Origin of the sequence: Flavobacterium sp. AJR, assembly GCF_002156885.1 — a bacterium.
Classification (GTDB): domain Bacteria; phylum Bacteroidota; class Bacteroidia; order Flavobacteriales; family Flavobacteriaceae; genus Flavobacterium.
Genome location: NZ_NCWQ01000064.1, coordinates 21,294 through 44,024, shown reverse-complemented (window position 1 = coordinate 44,024; position 22,731 = coordinate 21,294). Strand labels below are relative to the sequence as shown.

The following is a 22,731-nucleotide window of genomic DNA, read 5'->3' as shown; positions in this document are numbered from 1 at the left end:
AAATTATTAATTCATTAAAGATGGTTTAACCTCAGGGCTAAAATCTAATGTAGAGTTATTGGTGTCTTTCAATTCTTTTTTACCTTTTGAGTCCGTTGAAAGCACTTTACGACGAACACTTTTTCCGTAACGGCTTTGGTCTGCATCGACTTTTCCGCAGTATGTCCATCCCATATCCAATGAAGGATCGGTAACAATCCATTGAAATTCTGACGCAACACTTAAATTAACTGCATCTACAATCCATGAATTAGGAATAGAGTAAACACTCTCTCCCATAGGATAACTTTCTCCTCCTACTACTAAGTTATATTCATAGTCGTACGTGTAATCTGCCAAGTAAGAATCTTTATTTATTGGCAAACGAGCAATAACAAAGCTCTTGAATCCTCTGTTATGTACAATCATCGATGAGAATAAATTCTCCATATTAGGAACTGCAGGATTATCTACATCGTCTGCATCTTCTGTATAAAATTCGAAATTAGCTGTTCTTAAATCAATCGAACCCGAGTTGTATTCTTTATGATTAATTGCATCTTCGGCAATAATAAAAAATCCTCCCGGAGCAATAGGATATGTAGTTCCTGTTCCGGGAACAATAGCAATTGCCGATGCTGCAAAAGATTTCGCCATGATATTTGGCGTATAAGCCTGTTTCTCTACCGTCATAAATTCCGATTGAGCAATCATTAATCCATCTGCGTATAATACTTTATCTGTATTGTTGTAAATTTTAAAGTATTTGTCTCCTAGATATTGTTTTCCTTCGGCAGTTCGCGTTCCTGTAAAAAACACTTCTTCGATAATAAAATCTGATTGGCTTGTTTTTAGGAAAAGGTTTAAAGAAACCAGCGCTGTTTTTCCTGTAATAACAACCGATTCTTTGTAACCGCTTACTGCTGCCTCAACAGTACTTTCTCCCGCAGAATATTGGATTTTTCCGTTGATAGTAATTTCGTAAGATCCTTCACTTAATTCGATAGAAAGATCATTATTTACAAATGACTTACTCTCTGTTATTTTACCTGTATTAAGTTCTTTAAAAGATACCGAAAGATTAGAAAGTACAACATTATTTAAATCTTCTGGGTTAACAAGTTTTAAGGTTATAGCGGTTTGTTTGCTACTATAATTATCGTCATCTTTTGAGCAAGATTGTAGTAAAGCCATTATGGCCATTGTGAGATAAATGGGTAATAGTTTAATTTTCATAATTGAGGTATTTATTTAATATTAAAGGTTATAAATTCAAGTTTAATTCCATCCCGAAATAAGGAGAAGTGAGCCCTCTTTGTTCTATGTTCTGCCCATTGATTTCGTAGTTTTGATAGTAACTAAAGAGTCGGTTAACGAACATTGATATTCTGATTTTTTTATAAAAATCTTTAGAGATTTTCAAATTCATATTCATTGACATTGGAATTGTTCTTTTCTCAAATAAATCGTCGTTATATTTTATATCCAGCCATTGCAAAATAGGATCTGATTTATCTTCTTCGAGATAAGGATATTGTTCTCCCGAAGGATTTATATAAGCAATTGGTGTTCCGTTCATAGGTGTAGATTGATTGCTTCTAAACCACATAAATTGAAAGGAACTTGAGAACTCTAAACCAAGTGAAGGGATATAAGTATCGACAATTAAGTTTGTATTTAATTGTTGTTTTATAGAACCATCATCCCACTGGTAAAGACCTAAATACGGAAGTCGTTTGCCATTAATAATGATATCTTTTTGCCCACTTTTATACACAGGATTACTATTAGTATACGTTGTTTTAAACCAAGCACCATTTAATGTAAATCGTGTATTTATAGACTTAAAACGTTTAGACGATAGCTGAAATTCAACACCGCTTTTTAGTAGTTTACTTCCGTTGTTAGTAATGTTGTAAGTGGTTAATAAAGTATCCATTACAAAACTCATTTGGGCAAGATCTGGTTGCGATGTTAGTGCTGAAGGATCTATAGAACTACTATCGTATTTTTTATAAGAAAGCGCATGATATCGTGACCCACTTCTGAATCCGGAATCTAAACGTTCATTAAAAAAAGTAACAGAGAATCGGTTATTATCATAAGAGAAATCTGTGCGAACCTCCCATTTTTTATTTATTGCCGGCGTTAAATCGTAATTTATTGCAGACGTTTTATAGGTCATTAAATTAATTCTTCGGTATTCGGGAGTATTATGATAATAGTTAAGCTGCACCAAATCATTATATACATAATCAGGATAAAGCTGTGCCAATGTTGGGAACTTAGTATATTGCCCTGCTCCTACTGTAAGTTCCGTTTTTAATGCATGCTTGCCTAACTGGAAAGACGGAAGTACCCATTGTGCATTAATTCGGGGATCAAAATAATATTTTCCGTGTATAGCATAAGCCGATGGTACATTTAATAATGACATGGCTCGAATACCACCCGCAAGGTTTAATTGATGTTTTCCTAAAGGAATTGTAATAGCATCTTCGGCAAAAAAAGCAATATCCGTACTAGCAGGAATATCTTTATATGATCTGGGGCGTGTTGTCATTTCTGGAGATGGCGGATGTGTGGTATCGTAAACCTGACCTTTTCCGTTATTTTTAGAATATGTCCACTCCGAACCTGCTTTTAAAGCATGTGTTATTCCAAATAAACGAACTTCAAAATCTCCCATTGCTTTTAAAAAAGCATCAAATGGTTTACCATCAACCAGAAGATCTGAGGCGTATTGAGGCGTTAAAAAAATACCGTCGGATTCTCCTTGTTCTGTATTATTAGGTATCGCAGTAGCATTTGATACTTGTACCCATTTGGTTTGTTCGATTTTATCATATTGCCGACTAAGTGATGTAGCTACATGAATCGATTTTAAAAATCGTGATGTTTTAAAGTCTAAATCAAAAGAGTTAGCTATAGAAAATCTATTATAATCAGAACTATATCTATCAATTTTTGCGTAACCAACATTTGGGTCTGCTCTCTCATTATCCATCGAACCGCTATAATCTAAACTAGAATCCCATTGAAGCAGATAAGAATCATCCTCCCATGTTTTTTGCGCTCGTATAGATGCTGTGATTCTTTTGTAGTTTTCGAAACTATTACGAGGATCTGATTTTGCATCCAGGTAATCAAGTCCAACATTTAATACAAATCGTTTCTCTTCAGATTCAAACCCTTTCCCTACATAATACAGCTTACTAAATTCATCTGCTTTAAAACGAGATTCCCAATTACTGCGTCCTCTTTTTCGTTTAATTTTAATAAGTCCGCTAGTTAAATCTCCATATTCTACAGATGGAATACCTCTTATAATTTCGACTTTCTCAATTTGATCTGTAGATATAGAACGCATGTCTACTCCTTTTGATGTTGTGTTTCTGCGTGTATTTGCATATCCGGAACCCGGAGTAATAGTCATTCTTGGTCCAGTTGAATATTGTAAGTTAGCATCGGTATTAAGAGGAATTCCGTCGATTACAAAAGCAGTTCCAAGAGAGGAAATATCATAATTAGAATCGGCTATGCCTACTTCTCTTAATTTAATGTGATTGGATGCATTAAACACAGGATCTTTTGAGCGTCCGCCTGGTAATAGTTCTAATAAATCGGTAAAACTCGAAGGCTGCAAATGCTGCATGGCTCTTTTATCAATAATAGAGGTACTTGTCATTCCTCGAGACTCTGTAGCTGTTATAACTACTTCGTTTAACTCAATACTTGCAGGTTTTAACTCTAAAGACAAACTTTGATTGGTTGTAAACCATAGCTTTTTTTCGATGGTTTCGTAACCTGAATGTGATAGCTTTATTTTGTAACTACCGCTTACAATAGCATTCAGAACAATGCTTCCAAAATCGTCTGATTGTGCTTCATATTTCTGAGACGATCCTTCTACAGTTAGCAAAGCCCCTTTTATAGGCAATTTACTTTCGGCATCTTTAACGGTAATCTGAATATTTAACTTATTTATATTTTGTGTAAAACCAAGGTTAGAAAATAAGATGAATACTAACAGAATAATGCTTTTAGAAAATATTGGCGGGAGACTATTACAATAAGTCATTGTAGTTAATTTGTAATGCAGTTATATGATATATAACAGAAAGGTGATTAAAAGTTGCAAATATAACTTAATTTAGACTCGATAAAAATAGTAAGCTTTAAAAAATATAATCTCGTTTATTTAAAGGGCTCAATCTCCTACTCTCTTAAAAAAACAAAACACTAACTATCAATTAATTAAAGACTTATTATTTCAGATTTAGTTTCTAAAATAAATTTCTCCATTAATCATAAAGGTGTCTGAAAAAGAATACAAAGCAAATGGGTCTCAACTTTTCTATTGTTTATAATAAAGGTTATCCGAAAAGTTAAAAATGATAAATCAGATTACCTAGTTATCGGTATTTAATTAGAATTCTAAAAGACATAAAAAATGTGAAAAATGAAAACATTTTTTCGGTTTATAATTAAGAAACACTTTTGGAAAAAAGAAAATTTAAAAAGAGCTACTTTTGTATGACACGCTATTTATACTTGCAACTAACAGATTAAAAAAAGGTATAAAAAATAAAATCTCCATTCTACTTATTACCTCTTCAATACTTCTACTTTTTCTTGTAGCAAATCTGATATCGAGAAAGGGATTGATTGTATTTCAGAATCTATATATGTTAAATTAAAACACAATTCAGACGAAACTAATCCGAAAAAAGTTAATTACGAAATTGAATATACAGGACAGTACACTCTCGATGCTGTAACATGGACTTTGGGAGATGGTACTAGTGAAACTGTAAGTAGCAATACGATTTCACATGTCTATAGTACTTCTGGAACTTTTGAAGTAAAAGCTGATGTAACAGTTAAAAAAGGTTCAGAATCATCTTGTACTTCCTCGCATAAAAGAAGCATAACCATCGATTAAATAAGCATTATATAAATACATAAAAATTAAAAGAATCCTTTATTATTCTATTAATTTTTATGTATTTATATAATTATAAACCTTTAGCCAATAACACAGCGCATTGTTGTAGTTATATTTTTAAAGCCCGCTTTTTCATATGCTTTAACTGCCGATTCATTCTCATAATATACTTCGAGTCTTACCTCTGTTATTTCTTGAGATAAAACCCATTTTTTAAGGTCGTTAAGTATTAGATTACTAACACCTTTTCTTCTAAATTCGGGGCTCACAAACATGAAACCTATATAACCGAATAATTCATGTTTCTGGAAATCTTTTGCCGATCGGATTTGCGCATATCCGCATCCGATAATTTGATTATCGTTTTCGACAACCAGAACTTCTGTAACCTCATCTAATATAAGTTCTTGTATATCATAATAGAATATTTCGCCCTCTTTTAATGTCGGGTCAAACGGACGTTCTGCATTAACAAGATGTTGCAAAAATTCTGAAAGTTTAGGCAAATCAGTATTTGTGGCTCGCCTTGTAGCTATGTTTTTGTTATTTATATCCATATTTCAAATATATGCAAAATACTTTTTTGAATGAATTAAAAAACACTCTACCTGAATAAAATATCATTAAGTTAAGAAGAACATCTTTACACTGATATAAATTAAATTTAAATAAAAAACCTCTCCAAAATAAAACATTTGAAGAGGTTTTGAGCTTTCTCCTTATAATGAAGCACTCGTGGTATTTTTAATTCTTTTTTATTATTTCGGTTGTTGCTGTGTTACACAATGCACCATTCCTCCATTTTTGTATAAATTTCGAACATCGATTCCTATAACTTTTCTTCCCGGAAACAAACCTGCAATAATACCATTTGCTACAGCATCGTTAGGATCATTATAATTTGGCACTAATACTTTTCCGTTGGCAATATAAAAATTTATGTAACATCCTTTATAGCCTAAATTGGTTCCGTTTGTAGTTACTACATCATTTTGAGATAATGGCAAATAAACTTTGGTATATGCCTGATTATTTTTGTTAGAGGCATTATACAATAAATCGATATCACTTTGTTTTAATCCCCAATCCAGCAAATCATCATTACTCATCGTTACCAATTTATTACCAGGAACAAACTTTGCAATTCCATCAATATGCATATCGGTTACATCATATTTACTAAAACCTCCTTCTAACCAAATAAATTTTGTTGCACCATAATACTTTGTGAAATTAGCTTCTGCCTGAGCTTGTGTCATACCGTAATTTCTGGTAGATCTGTTTTTCTGACTCAAAACAGCACTTTTAGTAGCCATTAATACGCCATTACCATCTAGTTCTACAGCTCCGCCTTCGTTTACCATAGGAACTTTTATTGCTGTCATACCAATTTCTGATGCTATAAAAGATGGGATTGCGTCACATTTTTCATAACCAAATTTTTCTCCCCAACCATTAAATCCCCAGTCCTGAAGTACTACCTGACCTGATTGGCTTTTGGCAAAAATAGGACCGTTATCCCTAACCCAAACATCATTTGTTTGATGTATTTTAAAATTAATATTCGTTAGTGGTATTCCGGCTGTTGCCAAAAGTTTTTCTATTCTTGTTTTTTCTGTTGTATCATACGCTATAATATGAACTTTTTCTGTAGACTCTAATGCTTTGGTCATCGCAACCCATGTTGCATCCAAACTATTTCTATAACTTACTCCGTACTCATATTGATGTGGCCATTGTAACCACGTTCCTTCATGAGTCGAAGATTCTTCTGGCATCGTATAAAGAACAGAAGTAAGTGGCTTAGTTGGATCTGGTTTAGATGTTGTCGCATCAAGATCTGCACTATCGCAAGCCGAAATTAAAATTGCAAAAGTCATAGTTAAGATTGCTTTATTGTTCATTTTTTTTGTTTTTTAAATTATTTATACTCTTTGGTATAACTATAATTCCTCTTTTATTTTAGGCAAAAACTATTGACTAATACGAGAAGGGGTTTAATAATTATTCGACAAATAGAATACTTATTAAACCCCTAATTATTTTTTTTCTCCCAAATGGATTGTTTTGGGTACAGAAAGTTTGTTTTGCTTATTTCTTAACCAATTCTCTTACCTAATTTGGCTAGAAATTCTTGTTTGTTTAATTTACTAATCGGCACTTTATGAGTGCCAATAATGGCCAGATTACCATCTATTAATTCTACCTTGTTGAGGTTGACAATAAAGGAACGATGGCAACGATAAAAAGTCTGGTTCGAAAGTTCTTCTTCCATTGTTGACAGAGCAATTAAGGTTGTGTAATTTTTTTTCTCCGTAACAATTTTTACATATTTATGAAGCCCTTCTATGTATAAAATATCTGTCAAGAGAATTTTAATATGCTGATGGCTGGATTTTATAACTATCGATTTATCTACAAAAGTAGCTTCGGTAGCATCTTTGGTATCATTCTCTAAATTCAATAATTCTAATGCTCTGGTTGCTGCTTTATAAAAGCGCTCAAATGTTATTGGTTTTAATAAATAATCTACAATGTTTAGTTCATAACCATCCAAAGCAAATTCAGAATAAGCTGTTGTAAAAATCACTTTTGGCGGATTTTGTAATGACTTTAAAAAATCTATTCCTGATAAATGCTGCATCTGAATATCTAAAAAAACTAAATCGACTTTATGCGTTTTTAGGTATTTGTCTGCTTCAAGAGCCGATGAGCATTCGTGTACAACTTCGAGTTCTGGAATTTGCAGCAAATGCGTGCGTATTAATATACGGGCCAGCGTTTCGTCATCGACGATTAAACATTTATATACTGTCTTTGTTTCCATAAAAGCTTAGGCTTACTTTATATATCAAATTGCTGTCTTCAACTTTTAATTCATATTCATTCCCAAACAAGTTTTTAAGCTGAGATTCTAAATTCTGCAATCCAATTCCTTGATTATTTGATTTAAACTGAAATGAATTTGCAATCGTAAATTCAATCTTATTCTGAATCGTTTTTAAATCTATTGTAACAAATCCATTTTTACTTTCAATAATATCACCGTGTTTAAACGCATTTTCTATAAGTGTAATGAGTAACAATGGCGGCACTTGTTTTACCGAATTGTCATCGGATACATTAAAAATAATATTATCCATTCCTTCTATCTGGCGGTATTTTTGAATCTGAATATACTTATTGATTATCTCAATTTCCGATGTTAGGGACGTTTGTTTTTTGCTGCCTTCGTAAAGAAAATAACGAAGTATATCTGCCAGAGTAGCTAGCATTTTGGGTGCATTATCACTTTTTATTACAGTTAATGCGTAAATATTATTGAGGGCATTAAAAAGAAAATGTGGGCTAATTTGAGATTTTAGCAGCATCATTTCCGTTTGTAATTTTTCGTTTTCTAATTGTAATCGCAACTGTTTCTCGGTAAAATATTTATTAAAAACCCAAACAATATAGGAGATAAAAATATAAAGCGAATGGTTTAAAAGAAATGAAGTAAAAGACTTTAGCAAATCATCATCGTACAAAATAACATTTAAACCCGTAGAATAATAAATAGAGAAACTAAGACTTAATAAGACAACTAGTGATGCGATATAGGCTATTTTCCCTTTTTTGTTTAAAACAAACGGAAGCAAAACAAATAGATTAATATAAAATTCTATACCAAAAAATATAACTTCAAGAGAAGAGTACAAAACACTTTCTTTGAAATTGTAAAAAGAGGCTATATAATCAAATACGTATAAAAAGATAAATACCCAAAAAAGAATATGGTAGTAAATTTTATTCATTTGACTTTAAATTTTATACAAAGTAATTAATTTAGAAGATACATTGGCAGTAAACGAGTAATTGTTTTTTTTATTGGTTAAACCAAAAAAATCTCATAAACCAATGATACTTGTTGCTACAATTAATTTCAATGCATAAAAAATTTCGCCTAGCGTTACGTTGACAAATCCGAACGATTCTCTAGTCTTTCAAATTCTTTTTCGGCTATTTCTTTTGCCATCATAAAGAATTTAATACACTTTTCTTCTAGAATATTTCCATCTTCGATAGTTACACTTTGCACATCTTTAGATCCTGACATTTCAGAATTTGCAATCATCAGCTGATGGATTGCTGTTTCTTTTTCATCAGTAAAATCAAAAGGAAACTCAATTTCTTCTATGTAATTCAATAAAGAAAATAAATAATTCATAGAAAACTTACCCGAGTGATATCCCAGAAACAAGTAAATGAGTCCTCCTGCTATTTGTTCAACAGCTTTATGATGGAGTATATTTTTTATAAAAGTCGAATCTTCTATAAAACAATTTTGAGCAAGGCTAAGGAACTGTTGAGCAAGCAACATACGGTTTTCAAAATATTTCTTTGAAAAATCTGTATCTCTTTCCACCTCAAAAACATTAGAATAAACAAGATATAAAGGATTATTATAAATCAAGAGTCCGTTTGCTATAATAGTATCTAAGAAATATTTCTTGTTTTGGCTTTTCTTACGCAAGTAACTAGCACTATGATTAAGGATGGTTACTTTATACTTATTCCCAAATTTCTCCGTAATCTGAGTTTGCAGCAACTCTATCGCATTCTCTATATGTTCCAGGTTAAGAACCAACAAATAAAAATGATAATCAGGAAGTTCATTACTATAATTCTTGTTTTTATCTATTAATTCCTGTTTATGATTTGTTGTATATCCAAAACAATATATTGATCTTGTTTTAAGGGATTCTACAATTACAGCACTTATCTGGGAGAATGCCTCATCCATAATATAATTAGGCTGGATTCTTCCATTAAAAATCGATTTCCCTAAAAAAGATTGATTATTCAGTTCTCTAACTTTTTGTTTACACGATTTTACGTATTCAATAAAGAGTCTGTTAATTTCTCTCTGCATTAATTCGATTTTCCCTTTGGCTTTATCAATTAATGCAGCATCAATATCGACCATATCACGGTTTTGCTGTATGCTATTGTAAGCGGAATTAAGCATTACCAAAATCTCTTTATCTTCTTGGTTTTCTTTATTAAGTATGGTTTTAAATGTAGGAGCAAAATCTATTATATAATCATAATGCATTAATAAACACGTAGAACTAATAAATTCTGGCATAAGAAACTCTGAAGCACAGATATAAATATAACGCAAGGTTTGGTGCAATGCAAAGGCTGCTTCTACCCGCTTATTATTTCTGGTATAAATAGAGACATTACGAAAAATTACTACCGCAGCTTCAATGTCTATATCAAATCGTTTTTTGGCTCTTTTAGACAATTGTTTAGAAGTGTCTGTACGTGGATAGAATACTTTAGAATCTGGCTCAAAATAAACCAATTCTTTAAAGGTACAATGTTGTATAAAAAACAGTTTTCCTTTTTTAAATCCATAATCTACCCAATTAGAATTAATGAATTTAAAAACAAAATCAGGATATAATTTTATGAATTTATGTGTTGTTTCATTTAATGCATCTCCGTCCTGACTACAATTTTCTTTCAGGACAAATGTTATAATAATTACATTATTGCTAGCACTATAGGATACATAAACGGCTCCTGCTTCGATAAAATGAAGCAAATCTTTAATTACTTTTTCCAATCGCTCACGATGGGGATTACTTTGTGCTATTTTAATCGGATAATCCATAATTTACTTTTACTTGTTAAAACATCTCCTATTTTGTAGCTACTAATCTTGCCCTTATAACCACCTAAACACTACTGAATACTAAAGACTTTCGCCTCATTTCTTGTACAAGCTGCTAATGATACGTGAGTCATAAGCATACTTCTTCTTTTTTTTTGTACGTTTGTCTTTTAGTTAATCTTTTTCTTATAATGTTACAAATATATAGAGTATATCCTACATATTATAATAAATTGAGTAAATAATCTATAAATATATACAATGATTATCGACAGAATCCTACAACTTATTAAATATAAAGGAATTAACAAAAGAAAATTCTACATCGAAACTGGTCTTTCTAATGGTTTTTTAGATAAGGTTAGAGATATTGGTGTATCAAAAATAGAGCATATACTCAATGTCTATCCAGATATTAGTGCCGAATGGCTTTTAATGGGAAGAGGAAACATGATATTAAAGCCCGTTGGTTTTGAAGACGAGTCCGATTTAGGAAATAATTTACTTCAGGAACCAAATCCTGTTTATAATAAAACTGCACAAAACAAAGTACCATTATACGATATCCAGGATTCTGCTGGAATTGTTTCTTTGTTTAAAGATGCTAACCAAGACCCAATAGATTTTATTTCGATTCCTGGTTTACCAAAATGCGATGGTGCTATTTATGTAAATGGTGATAGTATGTATCCTCTTTTAAAAAGCGGAGATATTATTGTGTACAAAAAAGTAAATAACATTCCAGAGAATATTTTTTGGGGCGAAATGTATTTGGTTTCTTTAATAACTGATGATTCTGAAGAATTTGTTATGATTAAAAAAGTCCAAAAATCGGATAAAGGTGAAGATTGGATACAATTAGTAAGCGAAAATCCTCAGCATCAAGCTAAAGATATTCACTTTAAAAACGTTAAAGGATTAGCGTTACTAAAGGCAACAATTAGAATAAACGCTACACATTAAATACAATACATAATCATCTTATATCATAAACAAAGCTTCGGAGAAATCCGAAGCTTTTGCATTTTACAGCTTTCCTATTTAAGTTTACCTCAAAATAAATTATATATTAGCTAAACCAAACAATAAAAAATTGTAAAATGAAATTACCTCCTTACAATAGTTTTCCAAAAGTTATTGGCGATAAAATCTCTTTGCGCCAAATACTACCCTCTGATCTTAACGACATTATAGAAATTTCGTATTATGATGCAGTTCAAGCAAAAACACTAGAGCAAGCAGCAGAAATGCAAGCTAAAATCGATAAAGATTATACTGATGGCAACTCTATACATTGGGGAATTGCAGATAATACAACCAATAAAATTGTTGGAACTTGTGGCTACTATCGCGGACTAGACATTGGAGCTGGAGAACTTGGTTGTGTTTTATTGCCTCAATATCGTGGACAAGGTTTTATGACTTTGGCAATGACTCTGGCCATAGAATTTGGAAGTAATCATATAGGATTAAACCGCATTTGGGCCGAAACATCTCAGGAAAACCAAAATGCAATAAAACTTCTTGAGCGTCTTAACTTCATTAAAATTGGTGATCTGGAAGACAACCATATCGAATACGAATTAAAACAAAATGCATAAATAAAAAAAATTTTAGAGAATCTAGAACTTTATAAGTTCTCGTATTTTCATCTTGGTCTAAAATTAAAATAAATTATATATTAGCTAAAGAATTAATACAAACCATTTTAGCTATTTAGACCACGAGCCCCATGACTAAGAAAACCATAATCTTACTTGGATTTATTATTTTAAAGTTTGCTTTACAATACATATTAATAAGTCCGGAATATGATTTGCAACGTGATGAATACCTACATCTCGACCAGGCAAATCATCTCGCTTGGGGATATTTATCGGTTCCTCCTGTAACATCCTGGATTTCTTATATCATCCTGTTACTCGGAAATTCTGTTTTCTGGGTAAAATTCTTCCCAGCTCTTTTTGGTGTTTTAACACTTTTAATCGTCTGGAAAACTATCGAAAAGCTCAACGGAAATCTATACGCTTTAATTCTCGGTGCAACTTGTATTATATTTTCGTCATTACTGCGAATAAACATTCTTTATCAGCCCAACTCCTTAGATGTATTATGTTGGACAGGATTTTATTATATCCTAATACAATACGTTACAACCGAAAAACCTAAATGGCTTTATATAGGAGCAATTGCATTTGCCTTTGGATTCCTCAACAAATACAATATTCTTTTCCTGCTTATAGGTTTACTTCCTGCCTTAATACTATCTAAACAACGAAAAATATTTACAGAAAAAAAACTCTATATCGCCTTACTTTTAGGTTTACTATTAATTATTCCAAATCTTTTATGGCAATACAACAACCATTTTCCGGTTGTTCACCACATGAAAGAGCTTGCCGAAACACAATTGGTAAATATGGATCGCGTAGAATTTTTAAAAAAGCAATTCCTTTATTTTATAGGCTCTTCTCTTGTAATTCTCTCGGCTTTATATGCGCTATTATTTTATAAACCTTTCGAGAAATATAGATTCTTTTTCAGCTCACTTATCTTTACAATAATCGTTTTTCTATACTTTAAAGCCAAAGCTTATTACGCAATTGGACTGTATCCTATTTACATTGCTTTTGGCGCTGTTTATCTTTCACAAATTTTAAACTCGGGTAAGAAACGTTATTTACAACCTGTATTCATAGCCATTCCGTTGTTGTTGTTTATTCCTATGTACAATTTGTCTTTTCCTAATAAAAGCCCTGAATACATCATAAAGCATCCCGAAAATTATAAAAAACTAGGTATGCTAAAATGGGAAGATGGCAAAGACCATAATTTACCTCAGGATTACGCCGATATGCTTGGTTGGAAAGAACTTGCCCGCAAAACCGATTCGGTTTATGCAACTATTCCAAATCCTGAGAAAAAGAAAACCCTGGTTCTTTGTGACAATTATGGACAGGCTGGAGCAATTAATTATTATACCAAACAAGGAATAAAAGCCGTCTCTTTTAATGCCGATTATATTAACTGGTTTAATCTTGATAAACAATACAAGAACTTAATACGAGTTAAGGAATACCATGAAAATGATGATGAAATGGCAGAAACTGGTCCATACTTTCAGACTGCTATAATAGCCGATTCTATCACAAATAAAAATGCCCGAGAATACAAAACAACCATTTTTGTATTTACAGGCGCCAAGATTGATATTAATAAAAGAATTGTTGAGGAGATTTCTAAGGAAAAGAACTAAGGTTCTTTTTTAAAGGCACAAAGGTTCAAAGGTTTCTCAGTTTGTGTGTAGAAAGGTTTTGAAAAAGGCTTTGAAAAAAGGTTCAAAGGCACAAAGATACTGAGGTACTAAGGTTTGGATTGAACATAAAATGCAATTTTGTCATTTGATGCAAGGAAAACTCAGATAATATAAATCAAACTAATAGCTCGACAACGGATTCGAGCCACAAATAACATGCTATAAACATAGCCAACGGTTTCAACCGTTGGAACGCAATGAATTATCGCAATCTGTATCACACGGTTGAAACCGTGGGCTATGATAAAATTGAATAGAATTTAATAAATTAGAGTTCTTTGGCACATGAAATCAAGTTCCTTGTCTCCTTGAATTAAAACTTTAAAATAATATTTGGCTTTGATTGTCGAGCTACTTATGTGTTCTTCTCCCGAAGCTTCGGGACGCTCAGAATGACAATATTACGTTTTTGTTATATAAAATAAGGCTTCATCCAAACCTCAGATCCTTTTACAGACAAACTGAAAAACCTTTGAACCTTTGTGCCTTTAAAAAAACCTAAAAATGAAAAAAATATCCAAACTTATCTCTAACCCAAAAAATATATTCCTTTTGGATAGTATTGGTGCATTTTTAACTGCTTTCTTATTGGGATTTGTCTTGGTAAGATTTCAAGATAGTTTCGGAATGCCTCAAAAAACACTTTATATTTTATCGGTCATAGCGTTTATTTTCGCAATATACTCTTTGTGTTGTTATTTGTTTGTTTCTAACAAATGGCGTTTTTATCTAAATATAATCATAATTGCTAATGCTTTATATTGTTGCCTTACAACGGGACTTATAATTTACTATTTCCATAAACTAACCCCTTTAGGTTTAATTTATTTTATACTCGAAATAATTGTTATTGTTTTCTTAGTTTACTTAGAAGGTTCAAAGGGTTTAAAAAAGGTTTTGAAAAAAGGTTCAAAGGCACAAAGATACTGAGGTACTAAGGTTTGGACTGAATATAAAAAAACGCAATATTATGATTCTTCTCCCGAAGCTTCGGGACGCTCAGAATGACAATATTACGTTTTTATTATATAAAATAAGGCTTCATCCAAACCTCAGATCCTTTTACAGACAAACTGAAAAACCTTTGAACCTTTGTCTCTCAGAACCTTAGTACCTTTAAAAAAACCTTTGTGCCTTTGTCTCTCAGAACCTTAGTCCCTTAAAAAAACCCTTTGTGCCTTTAAAAAGTATCTTCCTCCTAAGCCATAAACAAGGCGTACTTATTATAGTTGTACAATACTAAATCGTATGGTACTAAGTTTGGCAATACTTTTTCAGAATTGGGATCAAACTTTATATTATTTGCTTTGCGGAATAAGTAAATATCTTTTAAACAATTAGATAAACTCTGATGTATCATTGATGAAGTTATAGGCAGTTTATTATCTCCTACCAATAAATCGATTTGATAATTAGAACTAGATTTAGAAAGATTATTACCAATTATTCTTATTTCGAATGTTGTCGGTTTCCCATTATGTTCTCCTTGATATTGTACTTTCATAGTTTTATCGGTTTAAATTAAATACAACTTTGTTACTATTGTTTTTTATGTAATCGTTTGTAAAAATAAATTTAGTAATAAAATCTTTTTAATTCGTAAAAAAAATTAAAATCTTTTTCAGAAACAACCTCCTCTCTCCCTCCTTGTATTTACTCGGATTCAAGCTAAATATTCTTATCAAATTCTTATTTTTTGAACTAACAAATAAGAATATCACACGTATTTTCTTAAATAAATAATTTAGTCAATTTTTTACATAGATATTTTTCCTACTTTTGGCAATTATTACCTAACGACTAAAAATAACGCCAATCAACTGACCTTTAAACCCTTGAGTTATGGAAAAAAAACTACTCATTAGACTAATATTTCTCCTTATTAGTTTCCCAATTTTTGCATTCCAAACCCCAACAAACATTCCAATTCCTGATACAGAATACCAAGCTTTGGTCGATTTTTACAAAGCTACCGGTGAGTCTAACTGGAATAATAAATGGAATACCAAAGAAAATAATCTTCACGAAGTTGCCTGGTATGGTGTAACCGTAGAAAACGGACACGTAACAGCAATTAACCTCAACAATACAAGTAACATTGTTGGAAAAATCCCAGTATCTTTTGGGAATTTAAAATTCTTAAAAAGCCTTTCCCTTTACGGCGCAAGTTACAGCAAAGACTTAAGCACAACCGATTTGGGAGTTCTATCAGAATTAGAAGCGCTAGAAACTCTCGACCTAAGAAATTGTAACATAAAAGGTAGCATTCCTGCTTCATGGAATAAGCTAAAAAAATTAAAAACCTTATATCTAAGCAACAACGCCATCACTTCTTTACCCAAAGAAATTGGAGAGATGGAAAGCTTAATAACTTTAGAATTATCTACCAACCAAATAAGTGTCTTAACAAAAGAATTAGAAAACCTTACTGCCTTAAAAACAGTAAATCTAGCCAGCAATAAAGTATCAACTATCGACGCTTTATTAAAAAGCACCGTTAGCTTAGAATTAAATTCCCAAACTCTTAGCATTGATAAATTGCAATATGAGGGAGTTGATTTAAAAATTAGCAATCTCCCAAAAGTTGTTCTTTACAACAGAACCAAAAATGATTTTTCGGCCAGAAGACCAATAGGAATCTATGTCCGCGGAAGTCAGGTAGGAACAAATATAACCGTTGCCGAAGATGGCAGTCTTACGATTCCGTCGGCTTATCTGGCTACATTAAAAAATGGAGATGAGGTATATCTGCGTCAGCAATATGATGGAACTTCTGGAGCGGCATATTACAGTAATATTTATTTCACTACTGTAAAAGTAAACCAACCCGGAATACCAAATATAGAATATCAGGCATTGGTCGATTTTTACAATGCCATGAATGGTAGCAAATGGAATAATAAATGGGACATTAACGAAAACAACCTTAATGAAGGTGCATGGAATGGTCTAAGTATAGAAAACGGACATGTAACGGGAATTAACCTCAACAATACCAACAATATATCGGGAGCAATACCGGCTTCTTTTGGAAACTTAAAATATCTAAAAAGCTTTTCTCTATATGGAGGAAACTACGGCAAAGATTTAAATACTACAGATTTGAGTTCTCTATCAGAACTGGAATCTCTAGAAACTCTTGATCTAAGATATACCAAGCTAAAAGGGAATATCCCAGCTTCATGGAGTAAACTAAAAAAATTAAAAACATTGTATTTAAGCAACAATACAATTACTGGATTACCAGATGAACTAGGAGAAATAGAAAATCTGGTAACCCTGGATTTATCTTCCAACCTGATAAAAACAATTCCTGTTTCTATAGGTAATCTCTCTTATTTAGTAACGCTAAACTTAGCCAGTAATCAGATAGAAGTACTTATAAAAGAATTTGAAGGTTTAAACGCTTTAAAAACGTTAGATCTTTCAAGCAACAAAATTTCGAATATTGTAGCCTTGCTAAAAAGTACGGTAAGCTTAGAGCTAAATTCTCAATCTATAAGCCTGGAGAACTTTTTGTACAGTGGTACCGATGTAAAAATCGATAACATACCGAATATAGTTACCTATAATAAATCTAAAAATGATTTTTCGGGCAGAAGACAAATTGGTGTTTACATACGAGGCAGTCAGGTAGGAGCAAATATTGCAATGGCAGAAGATGCAAGCCTAACTATTCCGGCAAGTTATCTGGCAACCTTAAAAACTGGCGATCAGGTATATCTGCGCATACAATATGATGGAACGCTTAGTGCGGCTTATTATACCAACATCTTTTTTACTAATGTAAAAGTTGACCAACCACAAATACCCGATTTAGAATATCAGGCTTTAGTAGATTTTTATAATACTATGGGCGGAACACAATGGAATAATAAATGGGATATAACTCAGAACAATCTTCACGAAGGTGCATGGTATGGTGTGGGTATCGAAAACGGACATATTACAAGCCTTAACCTTAATAATAATAGTAATGTTGCGGGAGCAATACCAGCTTCTTTTAAAAATTTAAAATATCTAAAAAGTCTTTCTCTTTATGGAGGAAGTTATACCAAAGATTTAAGCACAACCGATTTAGGAATCTTATCTGACTTTGAATTTCTGGAAACTTTAGATTTAAGATATTCAAAATTAAAAGGAGATATTCCTGCTTCATGGGGCAAATTAAAAAAACTAAAATCATTGTATTTAAGTTACAATGCAATTACAGGATTGCCAGAAGAGTTTGGCACAATGGAAAGTCTGGTAACAATAGACTTATCATCCAACCAGATAAAAGCTATCCCAGTATCGATAGGTAATCTCTTAAATCTTGTAACCTTAAACCTGGCAAGTAACCAAATAGAAGTACTTATAAAAGAATTCGAAAATCTGAATGCGTTAAAAACACTAGATCTTTCAAGCAATAAAATATCCAATATTGTAGCGTTGCTAAAAAGTACCGTAAGCCTCGAGCTAAATTCACAAACCGTAAACATAGAGAATTTCTTGTACGAAGGAACCGATGTAAAAGTGGATAATTTCCCGAATGTAGTTACTTACAATAAATCTAAAAATGATTTCTCAGGTCGAAGACAAATTGGCGTTTACATACGCGGTAGTCAGGTAGGAGCAAATTTAACTATGGCGCCAGATGCCAGCCTGACGATTCCTGTAAGCTATCTCGCTACACTAAAAACCGGAGATCAATTATACCTGCGTCAGCAATACGACGGAACACTAAGTGCAGCATATTATACCAACATCTTTTTTACTAATGTAAAGGTTAATCAGTCAAAAATACCCGATGCCGAATACGAAGCTTTGGTAGATTTTTATACCGTAATGGGCGGCAATAAATGGACCAATAAATGGGACACTAGCCAGAACAACCTTCATGAAGGAGCATGGTACGGTGTGAGTATCGAAAACGGACATATAACAGGTCTTAACCTTAATAATAACAATTACGTTGCGGGATCAATTCCTGCTTCTTTTGGAAATTTAAAATTCCTGAAAAATCTTTCTCTTTATGGAGGAAGTTACCCCAAAGATTTAAGCACTACCGATTTAAGTGTTTTATCTGAGTTAGAATCTCTAGAAACTTTAGACTTAAGATATAGCAAATTAAAAGGAGACATACCTGCTTCATGGAGCAAGCTTAAGAAACTAAAATCATTGTATTTAAGTAACAATGCAATTACAGGATTGCCAGAAGATTTGGGCGCAATGACAAGTCTTGTTACAATGGATTTATCAGTTAATCAGCTAAAAACTATCCCTACATCAATAGGTTCTCTTGCCAATTTAACAACTATAAACCTAAATAGCAATCAGATAGAAGTTCTTATAAAAGAATTAGAAAACTTAAATGCATTAACATCTTTAGATCTTTCTAGCAATAAAGTGGGGACTATTCAGGGATTATTAAAAACTTCTGTAGCTCTGGAATTAAACTCACAAACTCTTAGTATAGAAAACTTTCTGTACGAAGGAACCGATGTAAAGATTAGTAATTTACCTAATACCGTTCTTTATAACAGACCTATTAATGATTTTTCGGCAAAAAGACAATTCATAGTATACATGCGTGGTACTCAGGTAGGAACTAACCTAACCGTGGCACAAGATGCTAGCTTAACCATTCCTGCAACTTATCTCGCAACACTGAAAACAGGAGATCAGCTATATCTGCGTCAGCAATATGATGGAGCTTCGGGTGCAGCTTATTATAGTAACATTTATTTCATTAATGTAAAAGTAGATCAGCCTAAGATTCCAGATGTAGAATATCAAGCTTTGGTAGATTTTTATAATGCAATGGGAGGCAGTAAATGGACTAATAAATGGGACACTAGCCTAAATAATTTGCATGAAGGTCCCTGGTATGGTGTAAGTATACAAAACGGACATATTACGGGTATTAACCTCAACAATAATAGCAACGTTACAGGAGCAATACCAGCTTCTTTTGGGAATTTAAAATTCCTAAAAAACCTTTCTTTGTATGGAGGAAACTATACAAAAGATTTAAGCACTACTGATTTAGCAATCTTTTCTGAGCTGGAATCTCTAGAGTCTTTAGATTTAAGATATTGCAAATTAAAAGGAATTATTCCTTCTTCATGGGGAAAATTAAAAGCATTTAAAACACTTACTCTAAGTTATAATAATATCGAAAATGCAGACGAAGCATTAGCTAGTTTGCCTTTACTAAAAACAGTTGATTTTACATATCAAACCATTACTGTCCCAACTATAGAAGTAGGTGCAAATGAATTGGTGATAAACCTGCCAACACTTAGCACTTTTATTTTTAACGCCGATGGAGGAAGTATTAACAACAAAAATTATTTTACGCTTTTCATCAATGGCGTAAATAAAGTATCGAATTATTCTAATAAAGAAGGCAACTTAATCTTTAAGGATATAGCATTACTAAGCATAAAACTAACCGACAAAATTTCGATTACACAAAACGACGGAACTGCTCAGGGAACAACGATCAACTATAATAAAGTGACTTTTGGAAAACCATTGGCAGAGGAAGAATTTGAAATTCTAAAAAAATTCTATGCTAGTACTAATGGAGCACAATGGACTCAAAAATGGGATACTTCACAAAACAAGCTTCATGAAGTAAGTTGGTATGGTGTAGGCACAAAAGAAGGTCATGTTGTATCAATAAGTTTATCAGGAAATAATTTATCGGGAACACTTCCTGAAGAATTATCTGGTTTAACCTATCTGGAAACCCTAAACCTGCAATCGAATGTTATTGAAGGAAATATTCCAACAACTATTGGGCAACTCACAAATTTAAAAACCCTGAACTTACAAGCAAATAAACTAGGAGGAACAATACCAGTACTTTCTGGAATATCAGGTTTAAAAAAATTATCTATAGCAGCCAACCTGTTTAAAGGAACTATCCCGGCACAATTCAATCAATTCCAGAATATAGAACAGCTGGATTTATCTAATAATGTTTTTGATGCTCTGGAAACAGCTTTTACCTATGATCTGAGTAAAGTATATGTAAACCTAAGAGGGCAAACAATTGTAAAAGAGGAATTCCTGTATTTAAAAGGAGACGAAATTAGTGTAGTCCTACCTCCTATCACTACCTATAACGAAACTAATCCAGAGCAAGAAGGAAAGTATTTATTTGCCTTACAAGCAAATAACTTTAAAATATCTGAGGCAACACCAGAAGGCAATATTCTTGTATTCCCGAGCGTATCTATTGCAGATGTTCCTGCGGGAGCAAAAATTACTATCTGGCAAAGAACAGGTGCTTCTCAAGGTACTTACTTGCAATATAAAGGAATTGCCGACGGATCTGAAACACCTCTTCTAGCAGAAGAATTTGATGCCTTGGTTGCATTTTTCCAAAAATCCGGAGGTGCAAACTGGAAAACACCTTGGGATATATCTACAAATAATCTTCATGAAAAAAGATGGAAAGGAGTTACAACCAATGATGGACACGTGGTAGCAATTAACCTAACCGATAATAACTTAATTGGAGATATAAGTGCCGAGTTAGGCAAATTTGTAGAGCTACAAAGCCTTAACCTAACCCGTAATAAATTAACAGGTAGTATTCCAGACGGGTTATCAAGATTAATCAAACTTAAAACAATCGACCTTTCGGAGAATGAACTTACAGAAACAAATGCTGTATTTCCGTCAAACGTGAATTTTAAAATTGACCGTCAAAAAATTAATTTAGGTGCATTACCGCTAACAGTAAATGCAGTAATAAAAGACAAGAAGATAAATCGTTACGACCATACCAATCAGTTATTTAGTCCAAGTCAATCGTATAATATGACGCTAAAAGACAATTACCAAATGGTAACAGTTCCTGAAGATGGTATTAAGCTAATGAATATAATGAGCGAATGGAATATTCCTAACAACCAAACTCTTGAGCTCAGACAAATAGCGGGATCAGCTAGAAATAGTATCCTTACTTATACATTAACCTATCGTGAGGGAGACAGCAATCTGGATGGTATTGTAAATATACTAGACATCCAATCTTCTTTAAATTATACTCTGAGCCAGAAGCCAAAGTATTTTAATTATGCTGCAGCCGATATTAATAAGGATAAGAATTTAAACCTCTTGGATATTATTCTTCTGATAAATAAAATACAGGATGGAGTACAAGAAAAAGTACAACAAGCTGCTAAACGTTTTGCCTTAACAAATGATCAAAATACAGTGTTAAGCATTGAAGATGATATTTTATACATCGATAACCAAGCAACAGCTACAGCCGCATTTGACATTCGTTTAAAAGGAATAAGCAAAGAACAAGTATCAGATTTGCTTTCAGCCAAAGGATATACAGTATCTATTGCAGAGAATAAAGGCGAAACAAGCGTTATCGGATTCTCTATCGACAAAACATTATCGGGTAAGGTGGCTATTGCCAAAGTAGCTCCTAAAACGACTATTGTTTCTGCCGTAATATCCGATGATAATGCAAACGAAGTTCCTTATAAAATTGTAAATGGAACACTAGGAATAGATGATATTGATGCTAATTCTGGAAAAGATATTGTTATGAACTTCCCTAACCCTTTTAGAGAACAAACAACAATAAAATATCATTTACTAGAAAATGCAACTAAAGTAACACTGAAAGTCTACAATATGCAAGGGCAAATTGTTCGACTACAATCAGATTTAGAAACCTCAGAAGGGAAACATGAAGCGGTCTTTTTACAAAAAGAACTTGCTGCTGGTGTATATTTTTATACTCTGGAAGTACAAGCTACAAACAGCCCAAAAATATTTAAAGGAAAAATGTTAATACAATAAATTTATTAA

At 32.5% G+C, this 22,731-nt stretch carries 13 protein-coding genes; 5 read left to right on the top strand and 8 right to left on the bottom strand.

Features of this window, described 5'->3' with window-relative positions; genetic code table 11:
* Positions 1-6: 6 nt before the first annotated feature.
* Positions 7-1,215, bottom strand: coding sequence for a DUF4876 domain-containing protein (locus B8T70_RS16495; protein ID WP_086895530.1), 1,209 nt, complete (start codon positions 1,213-1,215; stop codon positions 7-9).
* 28 nt (positions 1,216-1,243) lie between these two features.
* Positions 1,244-4,060 (bottom strand): carboxypeptidase-like regulatory domain-containing protein, encoded by a 2,817-nt coding sequence (locus tag B8T70_RS16490; protein ID WP_086895529.1) that lies wholly within the window; start codon positions 4,058-4,060, stop codon positions 1,244-1,246.
* 570 nt (positions 4,061-4,630) lie between these two features.
* On the opposite strand from B8T70_RS16490, the gene B8T70_RS24260 reads away from it, so the two are divergent.
* On the top strand, positions 4,631-4,924 hold the full coding sequence (locus B8T70_RS24260; protein WP_117615793.1) for a PKD domain-containing protein: 294 nt from the start codon (positions 4,631-4,633) through the stop codon (positions 4,922-4,924).
* Between the two features lie 83 nt (positions 4,925-5,007).
* Here the strand turns inward: B8T70_RS24260 and B8T70_RS16480 are convergent, their stop codons facing one another.
* From B8T70_RS16480 to B8T70_RS16460, 5 genes are all read right to left on the bottom strand, one after another.
* Complete coding sequence (locus tag B8T70_RS16480; RefSeq protein WP_086895528.1) at positions 5,008-5,484, bottom strand: GNAT family N-acetyltransferase; 477 nt, start codon at positions 5,482-5,484, stop codon at positions 5,008-5,010.
* A gap of 201 nt (positions 5,485-5,685) precedes the next feature.
* Positions 5,686-6,831, bottom strand: a complete 1,146-nt coding sequence (locus B8T70_RS16475) for an agmatine/peptidylarginine deiminase (RefSeq protein WP_242667501.1) — start codon at positions 6,829-6,831, stop codon at positions 5,686-5,688.
* 194 nt (positions 6,832-7,025) lie between these two features.
* Positions 7,026-7,754 (bottom strand): LytTR family DNA-binding domain-containing protein, encoded by a 729-nt coding sequence (locus tag B8T70_RS16470; protein ID WP_039111473.1) that lies wholly within the window; start codon positions 7,752-7,754, stop codon positions 7,026-7,028.
* Entirely contained in the window at positions 7,732-8,721 is a 990-nt protein-coding gene (locus tag B8T70_RS16465; protein WP_086895527.1) for a sensor histidine kinase, read from the bottom strand. Before B8T70_RS16465 ends, B8T70_RS16470 begins: the two co-directional genes overlap by 23 nt.
* A gap of 155 nt (positions 8,722-8,876) precedes the next feature.
* Complete coding sequence (locus tag B8T70_RS16460; RefSeq protein WP_086895526.1) at positions 8,877-10,589, bottom strand: hypothetical protein; 1,713 nt, start codon at positions 10,587-10,589, stop codon at positions 8,877-8,879.
* A 261-nt stretch (positions 10,590-10,850) separates the two neighbouring features.
* Between B8T70_RS16460 and B8T70_RS16455 the strand changes: the two genes are divergently transcribed.
* The 3 genes from B8T70_RS16455 to B8T70_RS16445 all read left to right on the top strand — a co-directional run bounded on the left by B8T70_RS16455 (position 10,851) and on the right by B8T70_RS16445 (position 13,845).
* Positions 10,851-11,552 carry a S24 family peptidase gene (locus B8T70_RS16455; RefSeq protein WP_242667500.1) on the top strand — a complete coding sequence of 234 codons (702 nt, stop codon included), beginning with the start codon at positions 10,851-10,853 and terminating at the stop codon, positions 11,550-11,552.
* A gap of 137 nt (positions 11,553-11,689) precedes the next feature.
* On the top strand, positions 11,690-12,190 hold the full coding sequence (locus B8T70_RS16450; protein ID WP_086895525.1) for a GNAT family N-acetyltransferase: 501 nt from the start codon (positions 11,690-11,692) through the stop codon (positions 12,188-12,190).
* A 131-nt stretch (positions 12,191-12,321) separates the two neighbouring features.
* Positions 12,322-13,845 (top strand): glycosyltransferase family 39 protein, encoded by a 1,524-nt coding sequence (locus B8T70_RS16445; protein WP_086895524.1) that lies wholly within the window; start codon positions 12,322-12,324, stop codon positions 13,843-13,845.
* Positions 13,846-15,103: 1,258 nt separating this feature from the next.
* Here the strand turns inward: B8T70_RS16445 and B8T70_RS16435 are convergent.
* Positions 15,104-15,409 (bottom strand): hypothetical protein, encoded by a 306-nt coding sequence (locus B8T70_RS16435; RefSeq protein ID WP_086895522.1) that lies wholly within the window; start codon positions 15,407-15,409, stop codon positions 15,104-15,106.
* A gap of 338 nt (positions 15,410-15,747) precedes the next feature.
* Between B8T70_RS16435 and B8T70_RS16430 the strand changes: the two genes are divergently transcribed.
* Positions 15,748-22,722: a leucine-rich repeat domain-containing protein gene (locus B8T70_RS16430; protein ID WP_086895521.1), complete on the top strand. Its 6,975-nt coding sequence runs from the start codon at positions 15,748-15,750 to the stop codon at positions 22,720-22,722.
* Positions 22,723-22,731 lie beyond the last annotated feature (9 nt).